Below are 15,934 nucleotides of genomic sequence, written 5' to 3' on the forward strand. Positions count from 1 at the left end.
ATTATATCTTATGTTACATGGAGGAAATTAATGATAAAAGCTATATTACTTGATATAGAAGGTACAGTATCACCTATATCTTTTGTTAAGGATGTAATGTTTCCTTATTCTATGGAAAAAATGGAAAATTACATAAAAAATAATAAAGAAAAAGTAAAGCATATTTTAGATAAAGTTAGAGAAATAGAAGGTAAAAATTTAACAGATGAAGAAGTTATAAAAACATTAAAAAGATGGATAGATGAAGATAAAAAGATTGATCCATTGAAAGAAATTCAAGGATATATATGGAAAGAAGGATTTGAAACAGGAAAATTAAAAGCTCCTATTTATAAAGATGCTTATGAAAAAATGAAACAATGGAAAGATAAATATAAGCTTTATATATACTCTTCTGGCTCTGTTAATGCTCAAAAATTATTTTTTTCTTATACAGAGTATGGAAATATTTTAGATTGGTTTTCAGGACATTTTGATTTAAAAATAGGAAGTAAAAAAGAAAAAAGCTCTTATGAAAAGATAGCTAAAGAAATAGGTTTAAAACCTGAAAAAATTCTATTTTTATCAGATAATCCTGATGAGATAAAGGCAGCAAAAGAAGCAGGACTTGAAGTAATTAAAGTTTCAAGGCCTGAAGATGTGCCATATTTGGAAAATTTTCCATATAAACAGATTAAAAGTTTTGAGGAGATAGATTTATGAAAAAAGGATTAGTTGTAGATAGAGAAGCTAAATATATAGGTGTTTATATAGATGGAAAAGTATATACAGGTATTCCAAGAAAAAAGGTTTTAAAAAAGACAAAGATATATGCAGGAGATTATGTTCTTGGTAAGATCATAGATAATGAAAATTTTGCAATAGAACAGATAGAAAATAGAAAAAATCTTTTAATAAGGCCAAAAGTAGCAAATGTTGATAAAGCTTTAATTCTTCAAACATTAAAAATGCCACCTTTTGATGATTTCCTTCTTGATAATCTTCTTGTAATATATGATTATTTTCAAGTAGAACCGGTAATTGTTTTTAATAAGATTGATTTATTAAACGAAGAAGAAAATAAAGAGCTTACAGATATTGAAAATCTTTATAAAAATGCAGGCTATCAAGTTTATAAAGTAAGTACAAAAACAGGCGAAGGTATTGATAAGTTAAAAAAATCTCTAGAAGGGGATATTATTATCACAGCAGGACCTTCAGGAACAGGTAAAAGTTCATTAGTATCAAAAATTTTAAATATAGATTTAGAAACAGGAGATGTTTCTAAAAAAACAGAAAGAGGAAGACATACCACAACAGGTATTAAACTTTTTAAGTTTGGAGAAAACTCATTTATTGCTGATACTCCCGGTTTTTCAAGTGTTGATGCATCCTTGTTTATGGACAAAAAAGAGATTAAAAATCATTTTAGAGAGTTTTTAAGATATAGTTGTAAATTTTCAGATTGTACACATACAAAAGAACCTGGTTGTAAAGTCAAAGAAGCAGTAGAAAAAGGAGAAATATCCCCTAAGAGATATGAAAATTATTTAAAAATATTAGAAAAAGCAAAATAATTAGCTTTTTAAAAAGTTTGGTCTGTAAAATCCTGCTAAAAGAAATTTATCTTTTTTTTCTATTATCTCAGCTACTGTTCCTTTTTTGAAAGCAACTCTATTTGGACTTATACAGGTAATTTCATTTAAAAATAGGCTTAAGTCAGGTTCATGTCCTACTAATACAATATTACCTTCATAATTTTTTACTACTTCTAAATAATCTTCAGGCTCTGCATCTGGTGAAAGATTTTCTTCTATATTAACCTCTTTATATAAAACTTCTGCTAAAATCTTTGCTGTTTTTAAAGCTCTTTCACAAGGACTTGATATTATTTTTATATCTTCAGGTAATATCTGAACAATAAAATTTGTAAACTTTCTAAACTCTTTTTCTCCTTCTTCTGTTAAAGGTCTCTTGCAATCATCACCTTCCCAATTTTCTCTTTTTTCTGCTTTTGCATGTCTTACTAAAAATATTTTTCTTATATCTTTCTTACCCATTTTTCAAACACCTCCTGAGAGTTAAAATCTCTTTTCTTAGGTCTTATATATTCCCCTGAAGAAGTTAATATCCTTGCTTTAGCAGTATCTTTTAGCTGAATTTCTAAAATTGATTTCAGCTTTTCTTTAAGCTCTTTTTTTTCTATTGGAACAAGGGTTTCTACTCTTCTGTGGAAATTTCTTGGCATCCAGTCTGCACTACTAATGAATATATTTTCTTCTCCACCAGATTTAAAATAAAATATTCTTGCATGCTCTAAATATTTTCCAACTATACTAATTACATTAATATTTTCACTAATATTTTCAATACCTGGTCTTAAACAACATATACCTCTTACTATTAAATCTATTTTAACTCCTGCTTGAGATGCTTTATAAAGGGCTTTAATAATTTCAGGATCAACTAAGGAATTCATTTTTGCTAAAATTCTGCCATCTTTACCATATTTAGTTTCTTCTTTGATAAGCTCTAAAATTTTGTCTTTTAGATTTACTGGTGATATAAAAAGTTTATTTAGCTTTGGTGGATGGAAATATCCGGTTATTAAATTAAATATTTTGTTAACATCATCTCCTATGTCTTTATCTGAAGTTAAAAAATGAATATCAGAATATACTTTTGAAGTTTCTATATTATAATTTCCAGTTCCAAGATGGATATATTTTTTTAATCCTGTTTCTTCTTTCCTTACAATCATTAATATTTTTGCATGTGTTTTTAATCCAGGTACTCCATATATTACATGAACTCCATCTTCTTCTAATCTTTTTGCCCATACTATATTGCTTTCTTCATCAAATCTTGCTTTTATCTCAACTACTGCTGTAACTTCTTTTCCATTTTGAGCGGCTTTACTTAAAGCTTCAACTATAGGTGAGTTTTTACCTACTCTATAAAGAGTTTGTTTTATTGCAAGAACATTTGGATCTTCTGCTGCTTCTTCTACTAATTCTACAATAGGATCAAATGATTCATAAGGTGTAAAAATTATGTACTCATTTTTTTTTAAAATATTAAATATTTTTTCTACATTAAATTGAGGTGGATAGTAAGATACATAAGGAGGAAATTTTAAATCAGGTCTATCTATTTTTCTATATAAAGTCCATAAATCAGAAAGATTTAAAGGTATATTCATTCTATATACATCATAATCTTTTATATTAAGCTCATCTTTTAAAAAGTTTAGTATAAACTCAGAACCACCCTTTATTTCAAGTCTTACAGGTTTTCCAAATCTTCTTTCTCTTAAACCTTTTTCTATCTCTTCAAGTAAATCATCTGCTTCTAGCTCTTGTATTACAATATCTGCATCTCTTGTAACTCTAAATGTTGCTACATTCCTTATTTCTTGATTTGGAAATAGTTTATCAATATGGTTAATTATTAAATCTTCTAAATATATATAATGTTCTTCTTTACCATTTTCTTTTAATCTTATAAATCTTGGCAAGATTTTTGGAATAGGAACAAGTCCAAATTGTATTTCTTCAGAAATCATCTCAACAATAATATTGAAACTTAAAGATGAAAGATGAGGAAATGGATGAGTCTGATCTACTGCTAAAGGTGTTAATATAGGATATACAAACTCTTCAAAATATTTATCTGCTTTATTCTTTAGATTTTTAGAAAGTTTTTTATAACTATGTATATGAATTTTTTCTTCTTTTAACTTAGATAACAGATGTTTATACTGCTTTTCTGTTTCTTTTAAAAGTTGATTTGTTCTTTTTGTTATTTTTGAAAGTTGTTCTTTTGGTGTTAAACCATCAAAAGAAGGGGTATTAACATTTGCAGAAACTAATTTTTTTAATCCTGCTACTCTTATCATAAAAAATTCATCTAAATTCGTGAAAAAGATAGCTATAAATTTTAGCCTTTCAAGAAGAGGATTATTCTCATCTTCTGATTCTTCTAAAACTCTTTTATTAAATTCAAGCCAACTAAGTTCTCTATTAATATAAAGCTTAGGATTATCCAGATTTATATCCTTTTTAGCATTCCCCATTTTTTACTACCTTTTCGTAAATTATTCCTTCTCTTATACCATACTTAGAAATTACAAGTTCTTTAGCTTTAAAGATATCCATTAGTTCTAAAGCAACAATACTTGCAACAGCTACTGTTTTAGCTCTTTCTAAAGAAATTGGATAAATCTCCATAATTTCAGATGCTGTCATATTTTTTATTTTTTCTACTATCTCTTTAAGTTTTTTCTTTTTTATTCTTTTCTTTCCAGCTATCTTTTTTAAAGCTCTTATACTACCGCCAACCCCTACAATAATATTTGTTTCGTATAATTTAAAATCATAAGGATTAACAAAAGCTCTAATTTTTCTTCTTATTGCTATCTCATCTTCTATTTTCCCATCTTTCATATAATCTTTAAATATTAAAGTTCCTAAAGGATAGCTTTTACAATTTTCAGTATCTATTATAGATTTACTCTTTTTTAAAGATTCTATTTCACAAATTTCTAAACTTCCGCCACCTATATCAAATATTAATCCTTGTTTTTCTTTTATATCCAATAATGCACCTATAGCTGAGTAATAAGCTTCTTCTTTCCCTGATAATACTTGAATATCAAAATATTTTTTTAATCTTTTTATTATTTCACCTTTATTTTCTGCAACTCTTATTATATATGTTGCAAAAGATATTACACAGTCTGGATTTATCTGTTTCACTTCATTATAAAAATCTTTTATCAGATTTTCTAATTTATTTATTCCTTCTTCTGTGATTTTTCCATCTTTTAGATAATTTAATAGCCTAAGATAATAAGAGTTTTTAAAAATTTGTTTTATTTTTTTTCCTTGTAGTGAATACAAAACAAGTTTAACAGTGTTTGAACCTATATCTATTACTACTATTTTTTTCATTTAAAATCCTTTATATCTTTTTTATAAACAATTTGATATATATTATAGATGCCAATAAAAATTCCTATGAGAATTCCTGTTATTGTCCAAGAAGTTTTACCAATTTTATAGCTTCCATCAAGCCACCAGCCAATATATGCTCCTAAAACAACAGGAAGTAAAAAGATAATACTTATACTTCCAATATAAGTAAGAGCATACCATATATTTTTTTCTTTTTTTTGTTCTAATTTATTTATCTTTTCTTTTATATCTTTAAAAAAATCTGACATTTTAAGACCTTTCTATTTCTACAATATTTTTTAAAATTGTTCTTTCTAATATCTTTATATTTTCTCTTAACTGTTTTTCATATATATCAATTCTACTAGATTTTTTTTCTAATTCTTCTTTTAAACTTTCAACTGAATTTCCTTTTAAAAATATTCTTGTAATTATAGATACAGAGTTATTTTCTACTTTTAAAATTCCATAATCATAAGCAAAAAAATTTTTACTTTCATTCTCATCAATAAAATAACCAATGGATCTATTTAAAACTGTTATATATCTTTCATGGTTAGGATAAATTCCTAAACTTCCAACTTTATCTTCAAGAGAAATAAATTTTGCTTTATAGCTTTCCTTCTTTTCTGGAGTTATAAAATTAAGGGTTAATAGCTTCATCTACAACTCCTATCATATAAAATCTTGCTTCATCTATATCATCATATTTACCATCTATAATCTCTTTACAGCCTTTTATAGTTTCTTTTAAAGGTACATTTTTACCTTTTTTTCCTGTGAAAGCTTCTGTTGTAAAAAATGGTTGAGTTAAAAATCTTTCTAACTTTCTTGCTCTTTGAACTATAAGTCTATCTTCTTGAGAAAGTTCTTCTATACCAAGCATATTGATAATATCTTCTAAATCTTTATATCTTTGAAGATGATATCTAACAAGATTTGCAACATTATAATGCTCCATGCCAACTATCTCAGGGTCTAAAACTTTTGTATTTGATAAAAGTGGATCTATTGCTGGATAAAATCCTTTTGCGGCTCTTTCCCTTGAAAGAATTACGATACTATCAAGATGAGGAAAAGTACTTGAAGGTGCTGGATCTGTTATATCATCTGCAGGTACATATATAGCCTGAACAGATGTAATAGATCCTTTTTTGGTAGAGGTTATTCTTTCTTCTACAGATGCTATTTCTTCTTTTAATGTTGGCTGATAACCTGCTCTTGCTGGTAGTTTTCCAAGTAATGTAGAAACTTCCATTCCAGCTTGGGCATATCTAAAGATGTTATCAACTAAAAATAAAACATCTGTATTTTTTTCATCTCTAAAATATTCTGATATAGAAAGAGCAGGGAATATAGTTCTAGATCTTATCCCTGGAGGCTCATTCATCTGTCCTAAAACTAAAACAGTTTTGTCTAAAACATTAACCCTTTTAAGTTCATGCCAAAGTTCATGTGCTTCTCTTATTCTTTCTCCAACACCTGCAAAAACAGATATACCTTTATGTATCTTTATCATTCTAAATATAAATTCTGTTAATAAAACTGTCTTTCCAACTCCTGCACCGCCAAAAAGTCCTACTTTACCTCCTTTAACAAACGGTGTAAGAAGATCAACCATTTTTATACCAGTTTCAAGAATTTCTTTTTTTTCTGATTCTTCAGTAATTTTAGGGGGGTCTCTATAGACTGGATACTCTTTATCTGAATTTATTTCTCCAAGTTTATCTATTGGTTCTCCAACTACATTTAAAGTCCTTCCAAGAACTTCATCTCCAACTTTAACTGTTAGATATTTTCTTGTTCTTCTTACTTTCATACTTTTTGAAATTCCAATACTTTTCCCAAGAACAATACAAGAAACTATGTTATTTTCTTTAAGAAGTTGCACTTCCAGTTTTGTTTGAGTTTCTTCAACTATAAGAATTTCTCTAATAAATGGTATATCATTTTCAGGAAATGAAACATCTATAACACTTTCTCTAATAGCTACTATCTTACCACTCATTTTTCACCTACCAAAACTTTATAAGCTGATATAATCTCTTCTATCTCATTTGTTATTTCTTCTTGACGAAAATAATTTTTTTCTATCTCTAATTTATTAATACTTTTTTCTATTGATTTAGATGCATTATTCATATTCATCATCCTAACACCATTCTCAGATATGAAAGACTCAATATAAGCTCTAAAAACATTAGAGTATATATACTCAATAATTGAAGAGGATAATATCTCTATAGGATTTATATCAACAATAGGAGGATATTCATAAATATTTTTTCTTTTTATCTCAAACGGTATTACTTTTTTTATTACTGTTTTGAATTTACCTATTCCTACAAATTGATTATAAGAAAGATATATCTCATTTATCTGATTTGATATATAAAGATCTGATAAAAACTCCATTAAGTTTGTAGCATAAGAATAAATTGAACCATAATCTATAGGCGCTGGAAAGGTTTTTATTTTATTATCGGTAATAAAATCATCTAATTTTTTTCCAATTACAATAAATCCATAAAAATCTTCTTTTTCTTTAAATTCTGTTTGGACAAAATTTGCTAATTTTTCATTAAAAAGACCACAAAGACCTTGATCTGAGCCATAAACAATTACAGCTTTTTTGCCTTTTGCAAAGGATAAATTAATATCAGGATAGTAAGATAATATACCTTTTAATGTTTCATTTATTTGTGATTCATACTCTCTAATACTATCAATTAGATGTTGAGCTTTTTGTAGGTTTAAAGAGGCTATAGATTTCATAGATATTACTATTTTTTTGATGCCTTCAAACTTATGTATTTTCAGTTCTATATCTTTTGTTGTATTCATAACTTTTCTACAAAATCTTTAATTTCTTTTTTTAGGTTTTCTGTTAAAACTTTTGAGTATTTAATTTCTTTTAGTATTTCTGGTTTTTCTTTTTCTAATCTTTCTAAAACAAAGTCTGCATTATAATTAACCTGATCTTCTGGTAATTTATCAAAATAACCTTCATTTAATAAAAAAAAGATAATTACTTGTTGTTCAACCTGATAATGTTTTCTTTTTGGTTGTTTTAAAAGCTCTCTTAATCTTTTTCCTCTTCTTATTATCTTTTCAGTTTCTCCAAACACTTTTACTCCAAGCTTTGTGAATATCTCAACTTCTAAAAACTGAGCATAATAAAGTCTTAAAGATTCTGCAACATCTTTTAAAGCTGGTATTTGAGTTTTTCCTCCAATTCTTGAAACTGATTTTCCTACATCTACTGCTGGTCTTTGATTTATATTAAAAAGATTTGCATCAAGATATATCTGTCCATCAGTGATAGATATTACATTTGTTGGAATATATGAAGAAATTCTCCCTGCTTGAGTTTCTACTATAGGAAGTGCCGTAATTGAGCCACCATTTTTTATTTTACAAGCTCTTTCTAAAAGTCTTGAATGTATATAAAAAATATCTCCTGGATAAGCTTCCCTTCCTGGAGGTCTTTTTAGTAAAAGAGATAAAGCTTGATATGCAAAAGCATGCTTTGTTAAATCATCATAAACTATTAAAACATCTTTGCCTTTATCAAGAAAATATTCTGCTATTGCAGTTGCTGAGTATGGAGCTAAAAATTTAAGTCCAGGATTTTGATCTGATGTTGCGGCTACAATTACTGTGTAATCAAGAGCTCCATATTTTTTTAAAGTTGAGTAGACATCTAAAACTGCCTGTTTTCTTTGTCCTATTGCAGTATATACACAGATTACATTTTTATCTTTCTGATTTAGTATAGTATCAACTGCCAAGGTAGTTTTACCTGTAGAGGTATCACCAAGAATAAGCTCTCTTTGCCCTTTGCCAATAGGAAACATAGAATCTATTACTTTAATACCTGTGTAGAGCTGATCTTTTACAAAATCTCTATCAAAAATAGCAGGTGCATCTCTTTCTACAGGATAATAAGTTGAAGTTTTTATGGGTGGTTTTTCATCAAGAGGTTTACCAAGAGGATTAACCATTCTACCTACTATATCTTCTGACACAGGTACTGATATTATATGGCCTGTTCTGTAAACAATACTATTTACTTCAACATTTTTTTCTTTTTCAAGTATTATAGCTGTTAAAAAATTTTCTTTTATATCTATAACTATTCCATTTATATTATTTTCAAATTTTACAACTTCATAAAACTGGACATTTGGAAGACCTCTAATTTTAGCAAGACCTTCTTCTATAGATTCAACAACACCTTCTTCTTCAATTAGTGGCTTTAATTGATAATCTTTTACTGCTTCTTTTATTGCTTCTTTAAATCTATCTATTCCATTAATAGCTTTCAATTTTTTTCCTCATTATATTTTGAAATACAGATAACTGGCCTTCAAGAGATAAATCTATAAGTTTTGAACCAATATGTATGCTAACTCCTGCAATTAAATCTTTTTTCTCTTCTTCTTTTATAGATACTTCAATACCAAACTCTTTTTTTATTAAATCTTTCAGCTTGTTTTTTTCTTCTTCTGTTAAAGGATATGCAGTTTCAATTAAAATAAATTTTTGATGTTTTAATTCTTCTGATATGGATTTTTTATCTTCATCTGGTAAATTTTCAATGGCTTCAAGGGCTAATTTGAATAAATTCTTATGTAAATTTTCATCAGAAACCTTAACTAATATTTTAGAAACAAACTGAAGAGAGTAGTTTATAATAAACTCCTTAATCTCATTGATTACTTCCTTTTTCTCTATCTGAAGAGATTCTAAAAATTTTTCTCTTTCTGCATCAAGTTCTGCTTTCATCTGTTTATACAACTTTTCTTTTTCTTCTTCTACTTGTTTTGTTATCTCTGCTAATTTAGCCTTTTTTATATTTTCTATATCTTGTAATAGTTTTTCATATTCTTGTTTAAGCTTTTCTACTTTTGCTTGAGCTTCTTCTGCTTCTCTTATCTTTGTATCAATATACTCTTTTCTTTTTTTCAAAACAGAGATAACAGGTTTATAAAGTAGCTTTTTCAAAATCCATAGTAGAATAAAAAAGTTTATAATCTCAAAAAGATAAGTTAATAAATCAAACTTCATTTTTTATCCTATTTTGTAAAAAGATGTATAAATGGATTTGCAAAAAGTATAATTAAAGCAATTACCAAAGAATAGATAGCAACAGATTCAACAACTGCAGCACCAATAAAGAAAAGTCTTATAATTGTATTTGCTTGTTCTGGTTGTCTTGCAACAGATTCTATAGCTTTTGTTAGAGCTTCACCTTCTCCTCTTGAAGGCATCATTCCACCAATTGCTATTGTAATACCTGCTGTAAATATTGATACTGCTGCTATAATTGTAAGTGAATCCATAATTTTCCCTCCTTATTTATAGTTCATACCAGTCTTCTTTTAAATATGCTAACTTTTTATCTAACTCTTCAACCTTTAATCCTGCAACTATATAAGCAAGAGTAAGAATACCAAATAAGTATGCCTGAATAATATCTCCAAGTATATTAAAAAGCATCATAGGAACAGGTACAATTACTGCTGTTAAAAGAACTAAAATAGCAATAATTAAGTCCCATCCAAGCATATTCCCAAAAAGCCTAAATGTTAAAGACAATATTCTTCCAAATTCACCTACTATATTTAAAGGAAATAATATAAAAACAGGTTCAAAAAATTTTTTAAAATAGCTTAAACCATGAAATTTGACACCATAATAATATATAGAAAATAATGTAATTGTAGAAAGCCCTGCCACTGCCGAAATATCCCCTGTTGGTGTATGAAATGGAGGTACCATTCCAATAATATTTGAAAATGCTACAAATATCCATATTGTAGCTATAAAATTAAAAAAAGGTGAGATTGGCATCTGAGCAAAATCTTTAATCTGTTTAGCTATTGCTATTAGTAATGTTTCTATAAAAATCTGCTTTGTAGATGGATTTTTTATTTTTAGATTTCTTGTAAATATAAATGCTAAAACTATTATTACAGCCATTGCTATCCATGTTGTTATTACAACATCTGTAAGAGCAAGATGGATTTTTATATTCTCAATAGTTATATATCCAAAATCAAAAAGCTCTTTTGTAAAAACTTTTTCAGCTACATTCATAATAACTTTAATTTAAGGTAATATCTAGAAAAGGTCAACCTTGATAAATAAAATCCTATTAAAAAAAATATAATTCCAGCTTTAAAATAGTAAGCAACTAAGATAGCTATAACTGATAAAAATAAAAATCTATAAAAGAACTTTAAGTTCATTTTTTTATTTAAAATAGCATTTTTAATACTTTTATAAAGATGATAAAAATATATAATTCCTGAAATATAACCTACAATGAAAGATATAAAAAATTTCATACCTCTTCTATTTCACCAGCTTTTTCTAAAGCAAGTTTAGAAAACACAGGGCCTAAGAACTCGTGAATTGCCGTAGCTCCAATTACCATATTAACAAGAATTAAACCAAAATCTTTAAATTCTGGAGTTTGATAAGAAAGCAAAGCAAGACCAATTACTATACCACCTTGAGGAAAGAGAGCAAAGGCTAGATATTTTTTTACTTTTTCTGGTGCTTGTGATAAATGAGCTCCAATATAAACGCCAGTAAATTTACCAATAAATCTGGATAGAATATAAACTAAAACTAAAGGTAAGAATACAAAAATAAGCTTTATATTTAAAAATGCTGAACCAACTACAAAAAATGCAGTAAATATTACATCCTCAATATAATTTTCAAGAGGTCCTTTAAATTTTTCATTCTCTTTATCTATATTAACTAAAGTAATTCCTGTTGTCATAGTAGATAAAAGTTCATCTACATTAACTGCATGTGCTATAGAAAATGTTAAAAATAAAATACCAACAGTTACAGTAACAACCTCTTTTCTTTCTTTTGCAAACTTACCTAAGTAATGCATTAAAAATCCCATTACAATACCAAGTAAAACAGCTCCACCTATCTGATAAAGGATTTTAAAAAAAATATTTAAAATTTCTAAATTTTGTCCAGACATTACAGATTTAGCTATTGCAAAACCAAGAACAAAGTTCATTATTCCTGTTGCATCATCAAGAGCTGCAACTCCAAGAACAGTTGTAGTTAGAACACCTTTGGCTTTATATTCATGAATAACTTCAAGGGTCGCTGTTGGATCTGTAGGAGATGCTAAAGCTCCAAATAATAAAGATAAAGCAAATAAAACTTTAATATCTAAATGTTGTGTAAAGAAAAAATATAAAAACATAGCAATAGAAACAAATAAATATGCTAATTCTGCCTCTCCTAAAGTTATAAATGAGATACTTTTCCCAAGAGATTTTATATTTTTCCAAGATAAAGATGCACCTATTAAAAATGTGATAATAGATAAAGAAGCATGGGTAATAATATCAGATTTATCTAAAAACTGCTTATCAATAATATTGAAAACATAAGGACTCATTAATATTCCAGCAACAATATATCCACTTACCCTTGGAAGTTTAAAGTAATTAGCAATATTTCCAAAAAGATAACCAACAACTAGTATTAAACCTATCTCAAATAAAGTTTCTTTAAAAAAAGATAAATCCATTAATCCTTTCTTCTTATATCAACACTTAATTTATGAGCTATTAAACCTTCTGCTTTTGCAATATCTGATGCTATTTTGCTAACTCTATCAAATCCTTTTTTAGAAACATATATAACTGAAGATCTTTTTACAAAATCATATACTCCAAGTGGTGAGGAAAATCTTGCTGTTCCTGCAGTAGGAAGTACATGATTTGGACCTAATACATAATCTCCTAAAGGCTCTGTTGAATATTCACCTAAGAATATAGCTCCTGCATTTTCTATATCATTTAGATAAGAAAAAGGTTCTTTTACTACAAGCTCAAGATGCTCTGGAGCTATAAAATTAGCTACTGCACAAGCTTCTTCTATGTTATTAACAATAAATATTTTTCCATAGTTATTTAATGATTTTTCTATAATATCTCTTCTTGGCATTTTTAAAAGCAGATCTGCATATATTGCATCATGAACTCTTTCTGCTAAATTTTCATCATCTGTTATAAGAATAGAAGCTGCCATTTCATCATGTTCTGCTTGAGATAATAGATCTGCTGCTATCCATTTTGGATTAGCAGTTTTATCTGCAATAACAAGTATTTCTGAAGGGCCAGCTATTGAATCTATTCCAACTACTCCATAAACATTTTTTTTGGCTAAAGCTACATAAATATTTCCAGGTCCAACTATTTTATCTACTTTTTCTACTGTTTCTGTTCCATAAGCAAGAGCAGCTATTGCTTGAGCTCCACCTAATCTATAAACTTTTTCTATTCCACATATATAAGCTGCTGCAAGGGTATATTTATTTGGATTTGGAGATGTCATATATATATTTTTTACTCCTGCTACTACTGCAGGAATGGCATTCATTATTACACTTGAAGGGTATGCCGCTTTTCCACCAGGAACATATAGCCCAACTTTCTCAAGAGGTATAACCTTTTGACCTAATATTATTCCTTCTTCCTCATTTATATAAGAGTTTTCAAGTTGAGATTGATGAAAATCCATTACTCTTTCAGCTGCAACTTCTAAAGCATTTCTAACATCATCTTCAATGTTAACATAAGCTTCTTCTAACTCTTCAAACCCAATTACAAGTTCATCTGGAGAGTTTATTTTTATATTGTCAAATTTTTCTGTATACTCAATTAAAGCTTTATCCCCTTTTTCTTTTACATTTTTAATTATCTCTTTTACAGATTTTTCATACTCTTCAAAATCTACTTCACTTCTTTTAATTAACTTTTGAATATCTTCATCTTTTGTAAAATCTTTATGTCTTAAATCTACTATTTTCATTTAGGTACTCCTTTCTTTTTTTTCTTCTATATTAAGTTTATATTTCTATTGCTTTAATGTCTATAGTGTAAATGAATGATATAATATCTATCTAAACAATGAGGAGGATTTTTTATTTTGACTTATAAATGGCAAGGAATAATAAAGGCTTATTCAAAATATTTACCTGTAGATGATAATACTCCTATAGTTAGTCTTTATGAAGGAAATACTCCTTTAATTGATGCTTATAACTTATCAAAAGCTATAGCTCCAGATAAAAACTTAAAAATCTTCTTAAAATATGAAGGATTAAATCCAACAGGATCTTTTAAAGATAGAGGAATGACCCTTGCCATAACAAAAGCAAAAGAAGCAGGTAAAGAAGCAGTAATATGTGCATCTACAGGAAATACTTCAGCATCAGCAGCAGCTTATGCAGCAAGAGCAGGAATGAAAGCTTATGTTCTTCTTCCAAAAGGTGCAGTTGCAATTGGAAAGTTATCTCAAGCAATGATATATGGAGCAAAGATAATTGCATTAATGGGAAATTTTGATGATGCTTTAACAATAGTAAGGGAAATTGGAGAAAAATATCCGGTAGAGATAGTAAACTCGGTAAATCCTTATAGAATAGAAGGACAAAAAACAGCTGCTTTTGAGATTATAGATCAGCTTGGTGATGCACCAGACTTTCATTTTATTCCTGTTGGGAATGCAGGTAATATTACTGCATATTGGAAAGGATATAAAGAATATCATAAAGAAGGAAAATCAAAAAAACTTCCAAGAATGATAGGTTGGCAAGCAGAAGGAGCTGCACCTATAGTTAAAGGTTTTCCTATAAAAAATCCTCAAACAATAGCAACTGCAATAAAAATAGGAAACCCTTATAGCTGGCAACCAGCTCTTCAAGCAGCAAGAGAAAGTAATGGATTTATAGATGCAGTATCAGATGAGGAAATACTTGAAGCTTATAAATTAGTTGCATCAACAGAAGGGGTATTTTGTGAACCAGCATCTGCAGCATCAATAGCAGGACTTATAAAATCTTATAGAAAAGGTTTATTTAAAGGAAATGAAACTATTGTATGTACTTTGACAGGAAACGGTTTAAAAGACCCAGATACTGCAATAAAAATGAGCGAAAAACCTATAGAACTACCTCCTGATATTAATGAAATTGCAAAATATCTAGGATTATGAAAGTTTTAATTTATGGACTTGGAGCAATAGGAACTGCATTTGCTACCTTTTTAAAAGAAAATGCTTATAAAGTTTATGCAATTACTAAAGAAAAATATTTAAAAGAGATAAAAAATAATCAAGTATCAGTTTCAGGTATATGGGGAAATCATCAAGCAAAACTAAATGGAATATATTCAAATATTAATGAACTTCCAGAAAAAAATTTTGACTTAATTATACTTTCTGTAAAATCTTATGATACAGAAAAAGCAGTTAAAGATTTAAAAGATTTAGTAAAAGAAAATACTTTTTTAATGCTTGCTCAAAACGGATATGGAAATTATGAAACTGCAAAGAAATATATTCCTGCTAAAAATATTCTTCTTGCAAGAGTTATATTTGGATCAAAGGTTTTAAAGCCTGGGAAAGTGGAAATTACAGTTAATGCAGATGATGTTGTAATAGGACAGCCTGAAAATTTAGCAGATGAAGAAAAGGTTAAACAGATAGTAGATTATATTAATAACTCTGGAATACCAGCAAGATACTCTCCAGAGGTTTATCAGATTTTATGGGATAAAATTCTTTATAACTGTGCATTAAATCCACTTGGAGCTATCTTAGAATGTTCTTATGGAGATTTAGCTGAAAATGAAGAAACAAGAAGATTAATGAATAAGATAATTATTGAGATATTTAAAGTTGCAAAACTTCATAAAATAAAATTAAGATGGAAAACAGCAAAAGAATATATAGATTATTTTTATGAAAAACTTATACCACCAACAAAAGACCATTATCCATCAATGTATTATGATATAAAATCAGGGAGAAAAACAGAAATAGATGCTTTAAATGGAGCTATTGTAAAGCTTGGACAGGAAAAAAGAGTAAAAGTTCCTGTAAATGAAACAATTACAAGACTTATAAAATTTAAAGAAACCAATTCTTGATATGGTAAAATTAAATGTTTG

At 27.8% G+C, this 15,934-nt stretch carries 18 protein-coding genes; 4 read left to right on the forward strand and 14 right to left on the reverse strand.

Annotated features, from left to right (window positions below):
* Window positions 1-30 precede the first annotated feature (30 nt).
* Together mtnC and rsgA are read left to right on the forward strand one after the other, a co-directional pair.
* Window positions 31-702 carry an acireductone synthase gene (gene mtnC / locus CLV39_RS04335; RefSeq protein WP_121923013.1) on the forward strand — a complete coding sequence of 224 codons (672 nt, stop codon included), beginning with the start codon at window positions 31-33 and terminating at the stop codon, window positions 700-702.
* Entirely contained in the window at window positions 699-1,556 is an 858-nt protein-coding gene (gene rsgA, locus CLV39_RS04340; RefSeq protein WP_121923014.1) for a ribosome small subunit-dependent GTPase A, read from the forward strand. Before mtnC ends, rsgA begins: the two co-directional genes overlap by 4 nt.
* On the opposite strand, the gene CLV39_RS04345 is transcribed toward rsgA, so the two are convergent.
* Genes CLV39_RS04345 through hisD form a run of 14 tightly spaced genes read right to left on the reverse strand, consistent with a single transcriptional unit; the run spans window position 1,557 to window position 13,793 of the window.
* A complete protein-coding gene (locus tag CLV39_RS04345; RefSeq protein ID WP_121923015.1) occupies window positions 1,557-2,039 on the reverse strand; it encodes a SixA phosphatase family protein in 483 nt (160 codons plus the stop codon).
* Window positions 2,021-4,054, reverse strand: a complete 2,034-nt coding sequence (gene ppk1 / locus CLV39_RS04350; RefSeq protein WP_121923016.1) for a polyphosphate kinase 1 — start codon at window positions 4,052-4,054, stop codon at window positions 2,021-2,023. Before ppk1 ends, CLV39_RS04345 begins: the two co-directional genes overlap by 19 nt.
* Window positions 4,041-4,931: a Ppx/GppA phosphatase family protein gene (locus CLV39_RS04355; protein ID WP_121923017.1), complete on the reverse strand. Its 891-nt coding sequence runs from the start codon at window positions 4,929-4,931 to the stop codon at window positions 4,041-4,043. The genes ppk1 and CLV39_RS04355 overlap by 14 nt, the downstream gene beginning before the upstream one ends.
* Window positions 4,928-5,203 carry an AtpZ/AtpI family protein gene (locus tag CLV39_RS04360; protein WP_121923018.1) on the reverse strand — a complete coding sequence of 92 codons (276 nt, stop codon included), beginning with the start codon at window positions 5,201-5,203 and terminating at the stop codon, window positions 4,928-4,930. Before CLV39_RS04360 ends, CLV39_RS04355 begins: the two co-directional genes overlap by 4 nt.
* Before the next feature lies 1 nt (window position 5,204).
* A complete protein-coding gene (locus CLV39_RS04365; RefSeq protein ID WP_121923019.1) occupies window positions 5,205-5,597 on the reverse strand; it encodes a F0F1 ATP synthase subunit epsilon in 393 nt (130 codons plus the stop codon).
* The gene (gene atpD, locus CLV39_RS04370; RefSeq protein WP_121923020.1) at window positions 5,578-6,942 is read right to left on the reverse strand and encodes a F0F1 ATP synthase subunit beta; all 1,365 of its coding nucleotides are present in this window, start codon (window positions 6,940-6,942) and stop codon (window positions 5,578-5,580) included. Before atpD ends, CLV39_RS04365 begins: the two co-directional genes overlap by 20 nt.
* Window positions 6,939-7,778, reverse strand: a complete 840-nt coding sequence (locus CLV39_RS04375) for a F0F1 ATP synthase subunit gamma (protein ID WP_121923021.1) — start codon at window positions 7,776-7,778, stop codon at window positions 6,939-6,941. Before CLV39_RS04375 ends, atpD begins: the two co-directional genes overlap by 4 nt.
* On the reverse strand, window positions 7,775-9,262 hold the full coding sequence (locus tag CLV39_RS04380; protein WP_121923022.1) for a F0F1 ATP synthase subunit alpha: 1,488 nt from the start codon (window positions 9,260-9,262) through the stop codon (window positions 7,775-7,777). The genes CLV39_RS04375 and CLV39_RS04380 overlap by 4 nt, the downstream gene beginning before the upstream one ends.
* On the reverse strand, window positions 9,249-10,004 hold the full coding sequence (locus tag CLV39_RS04385; RefSeq protein WP_121923023.1) for a F0F1 ATP synthase subunit delta: 756 nt from the start codon (window positions 10,002-10,004) through the stop codon (window positions 9,249-9,251). Before CLV39_RS04385 ends, CLV39_RS04380 begins: the two co-directional genes overlap by 14 nt.
* 8 nt (window positions 10,005-10,012) lie before the next feature.
* Window positions 10,013-10,279: an ATP synthase F0 subunit C gene (gene atpE, locus CLV39_RS04390; protein ID WP_121923024.1), complete on the reverse strand. Its 267-nt coding sequence runs from the start codon at window positions 10,277-10,279 to the stop codon at window positions 10,013-10,015.
* Between the two features lie 16 nt (window positions 10,280-10,295).
* The gene (locus tag CLV39_RS04395; RefSeq protein ID WP_121923025.1) at window positions 10,296-11,036 is read right to left on the reverse strand and encodes a F0F1 ATP synthase subunit A; all 741 of its coding nucleotides are present in this window, start codon (window positions 11,034-11,036) and stop codon (window positions 10,296-10,298) included.
* Window positions 11,033-11,287, reverse strand: a complete 255-nt coding sequence (locus tag CLV39_RS08850; RefSeq protein WP_121923026.1) for an N-ATPase subunit AtpR — start codon at window positions 11,285-11,287, stop codon at window positions 11,033-11,035. The genes CLV39_RS04395 and CLV39_RS08850 overlap by 4 nt, the downstream gene beginning before the upstream one ends.
* Window positions 11,284-12,507, reverse strand: a complete 1,224-nt coding sequence (locus tag CLV39_RS04405) for a cation:proton antiporter domain-containing protein (RefSeq protein ID WP_121923027.1) — start codon at window positions 12,505-12,507, stop codon at window positions 11,284-11,286. The genes CLV39_RS08850 and CLV39_RS04405 overlap by 4 nt, the downstream gene beginning before the upstream one ends.
* Window positions 12,507-13,793, reverse strand: a complete 1,287-nt coding sequence (gene hisD / locus CLV39_RS04410; RefSeq protein WP_121923028.1) for a histidinol dehydrogenase — start codon at window positions 13,791-13,793, stop codon at window positions 12,507-12,509. The genes CLV39_RS04405 and hisD overlap by 1 nt, the downstream gene beginning before the upstream one ends.
* A gap of 117 nt (window positions 13,794-13,910) precedes the next feature.
* Between hisD and thrC the strand changes: the two genes are divergently transcribed.
* Together thrC and CLV39_RS04420 are read left to right on the forward strand one after the other, a co-directional pair.
* Window positions 13,911-14,978, forward strand: a complete 1,068-nt coding sequence (gene thrC / locus CLV39_RS04415; protein ID WP_121923029.1) for a threonine synthase — start codon at window positions 13,911-13,913, stop codon at window positions 14,976-14,978.
* A complete protein-coding gene (locus CLV39_RS04420; protein WP_121923030.1) occupies window positions 14,975-15,913 on the forward strand; it encodes a ketopantoate reductase family protein in 939 nt (312 codons plus the stop codon). The genes thrC and CLV39_RS04420 overlap by 4 nt, the downstream gene beginning before the upstream one ends.
* The last annotated feature ends 21 nt before the right edge of the window (window positions 15,914-15,934 follow it).

The sequence above is a fragment of the Hydrogenothermus marinus genome (assembly GCF_003688665.1).
In the GTDB taxonomy this organism is placed as follows: domain Bacteria; phylum Aquificota; class Aquificia; order Aquificales; family Hydrogenothermaceae; genus Hydrogenothermus; species Hydrogenothermus marinus.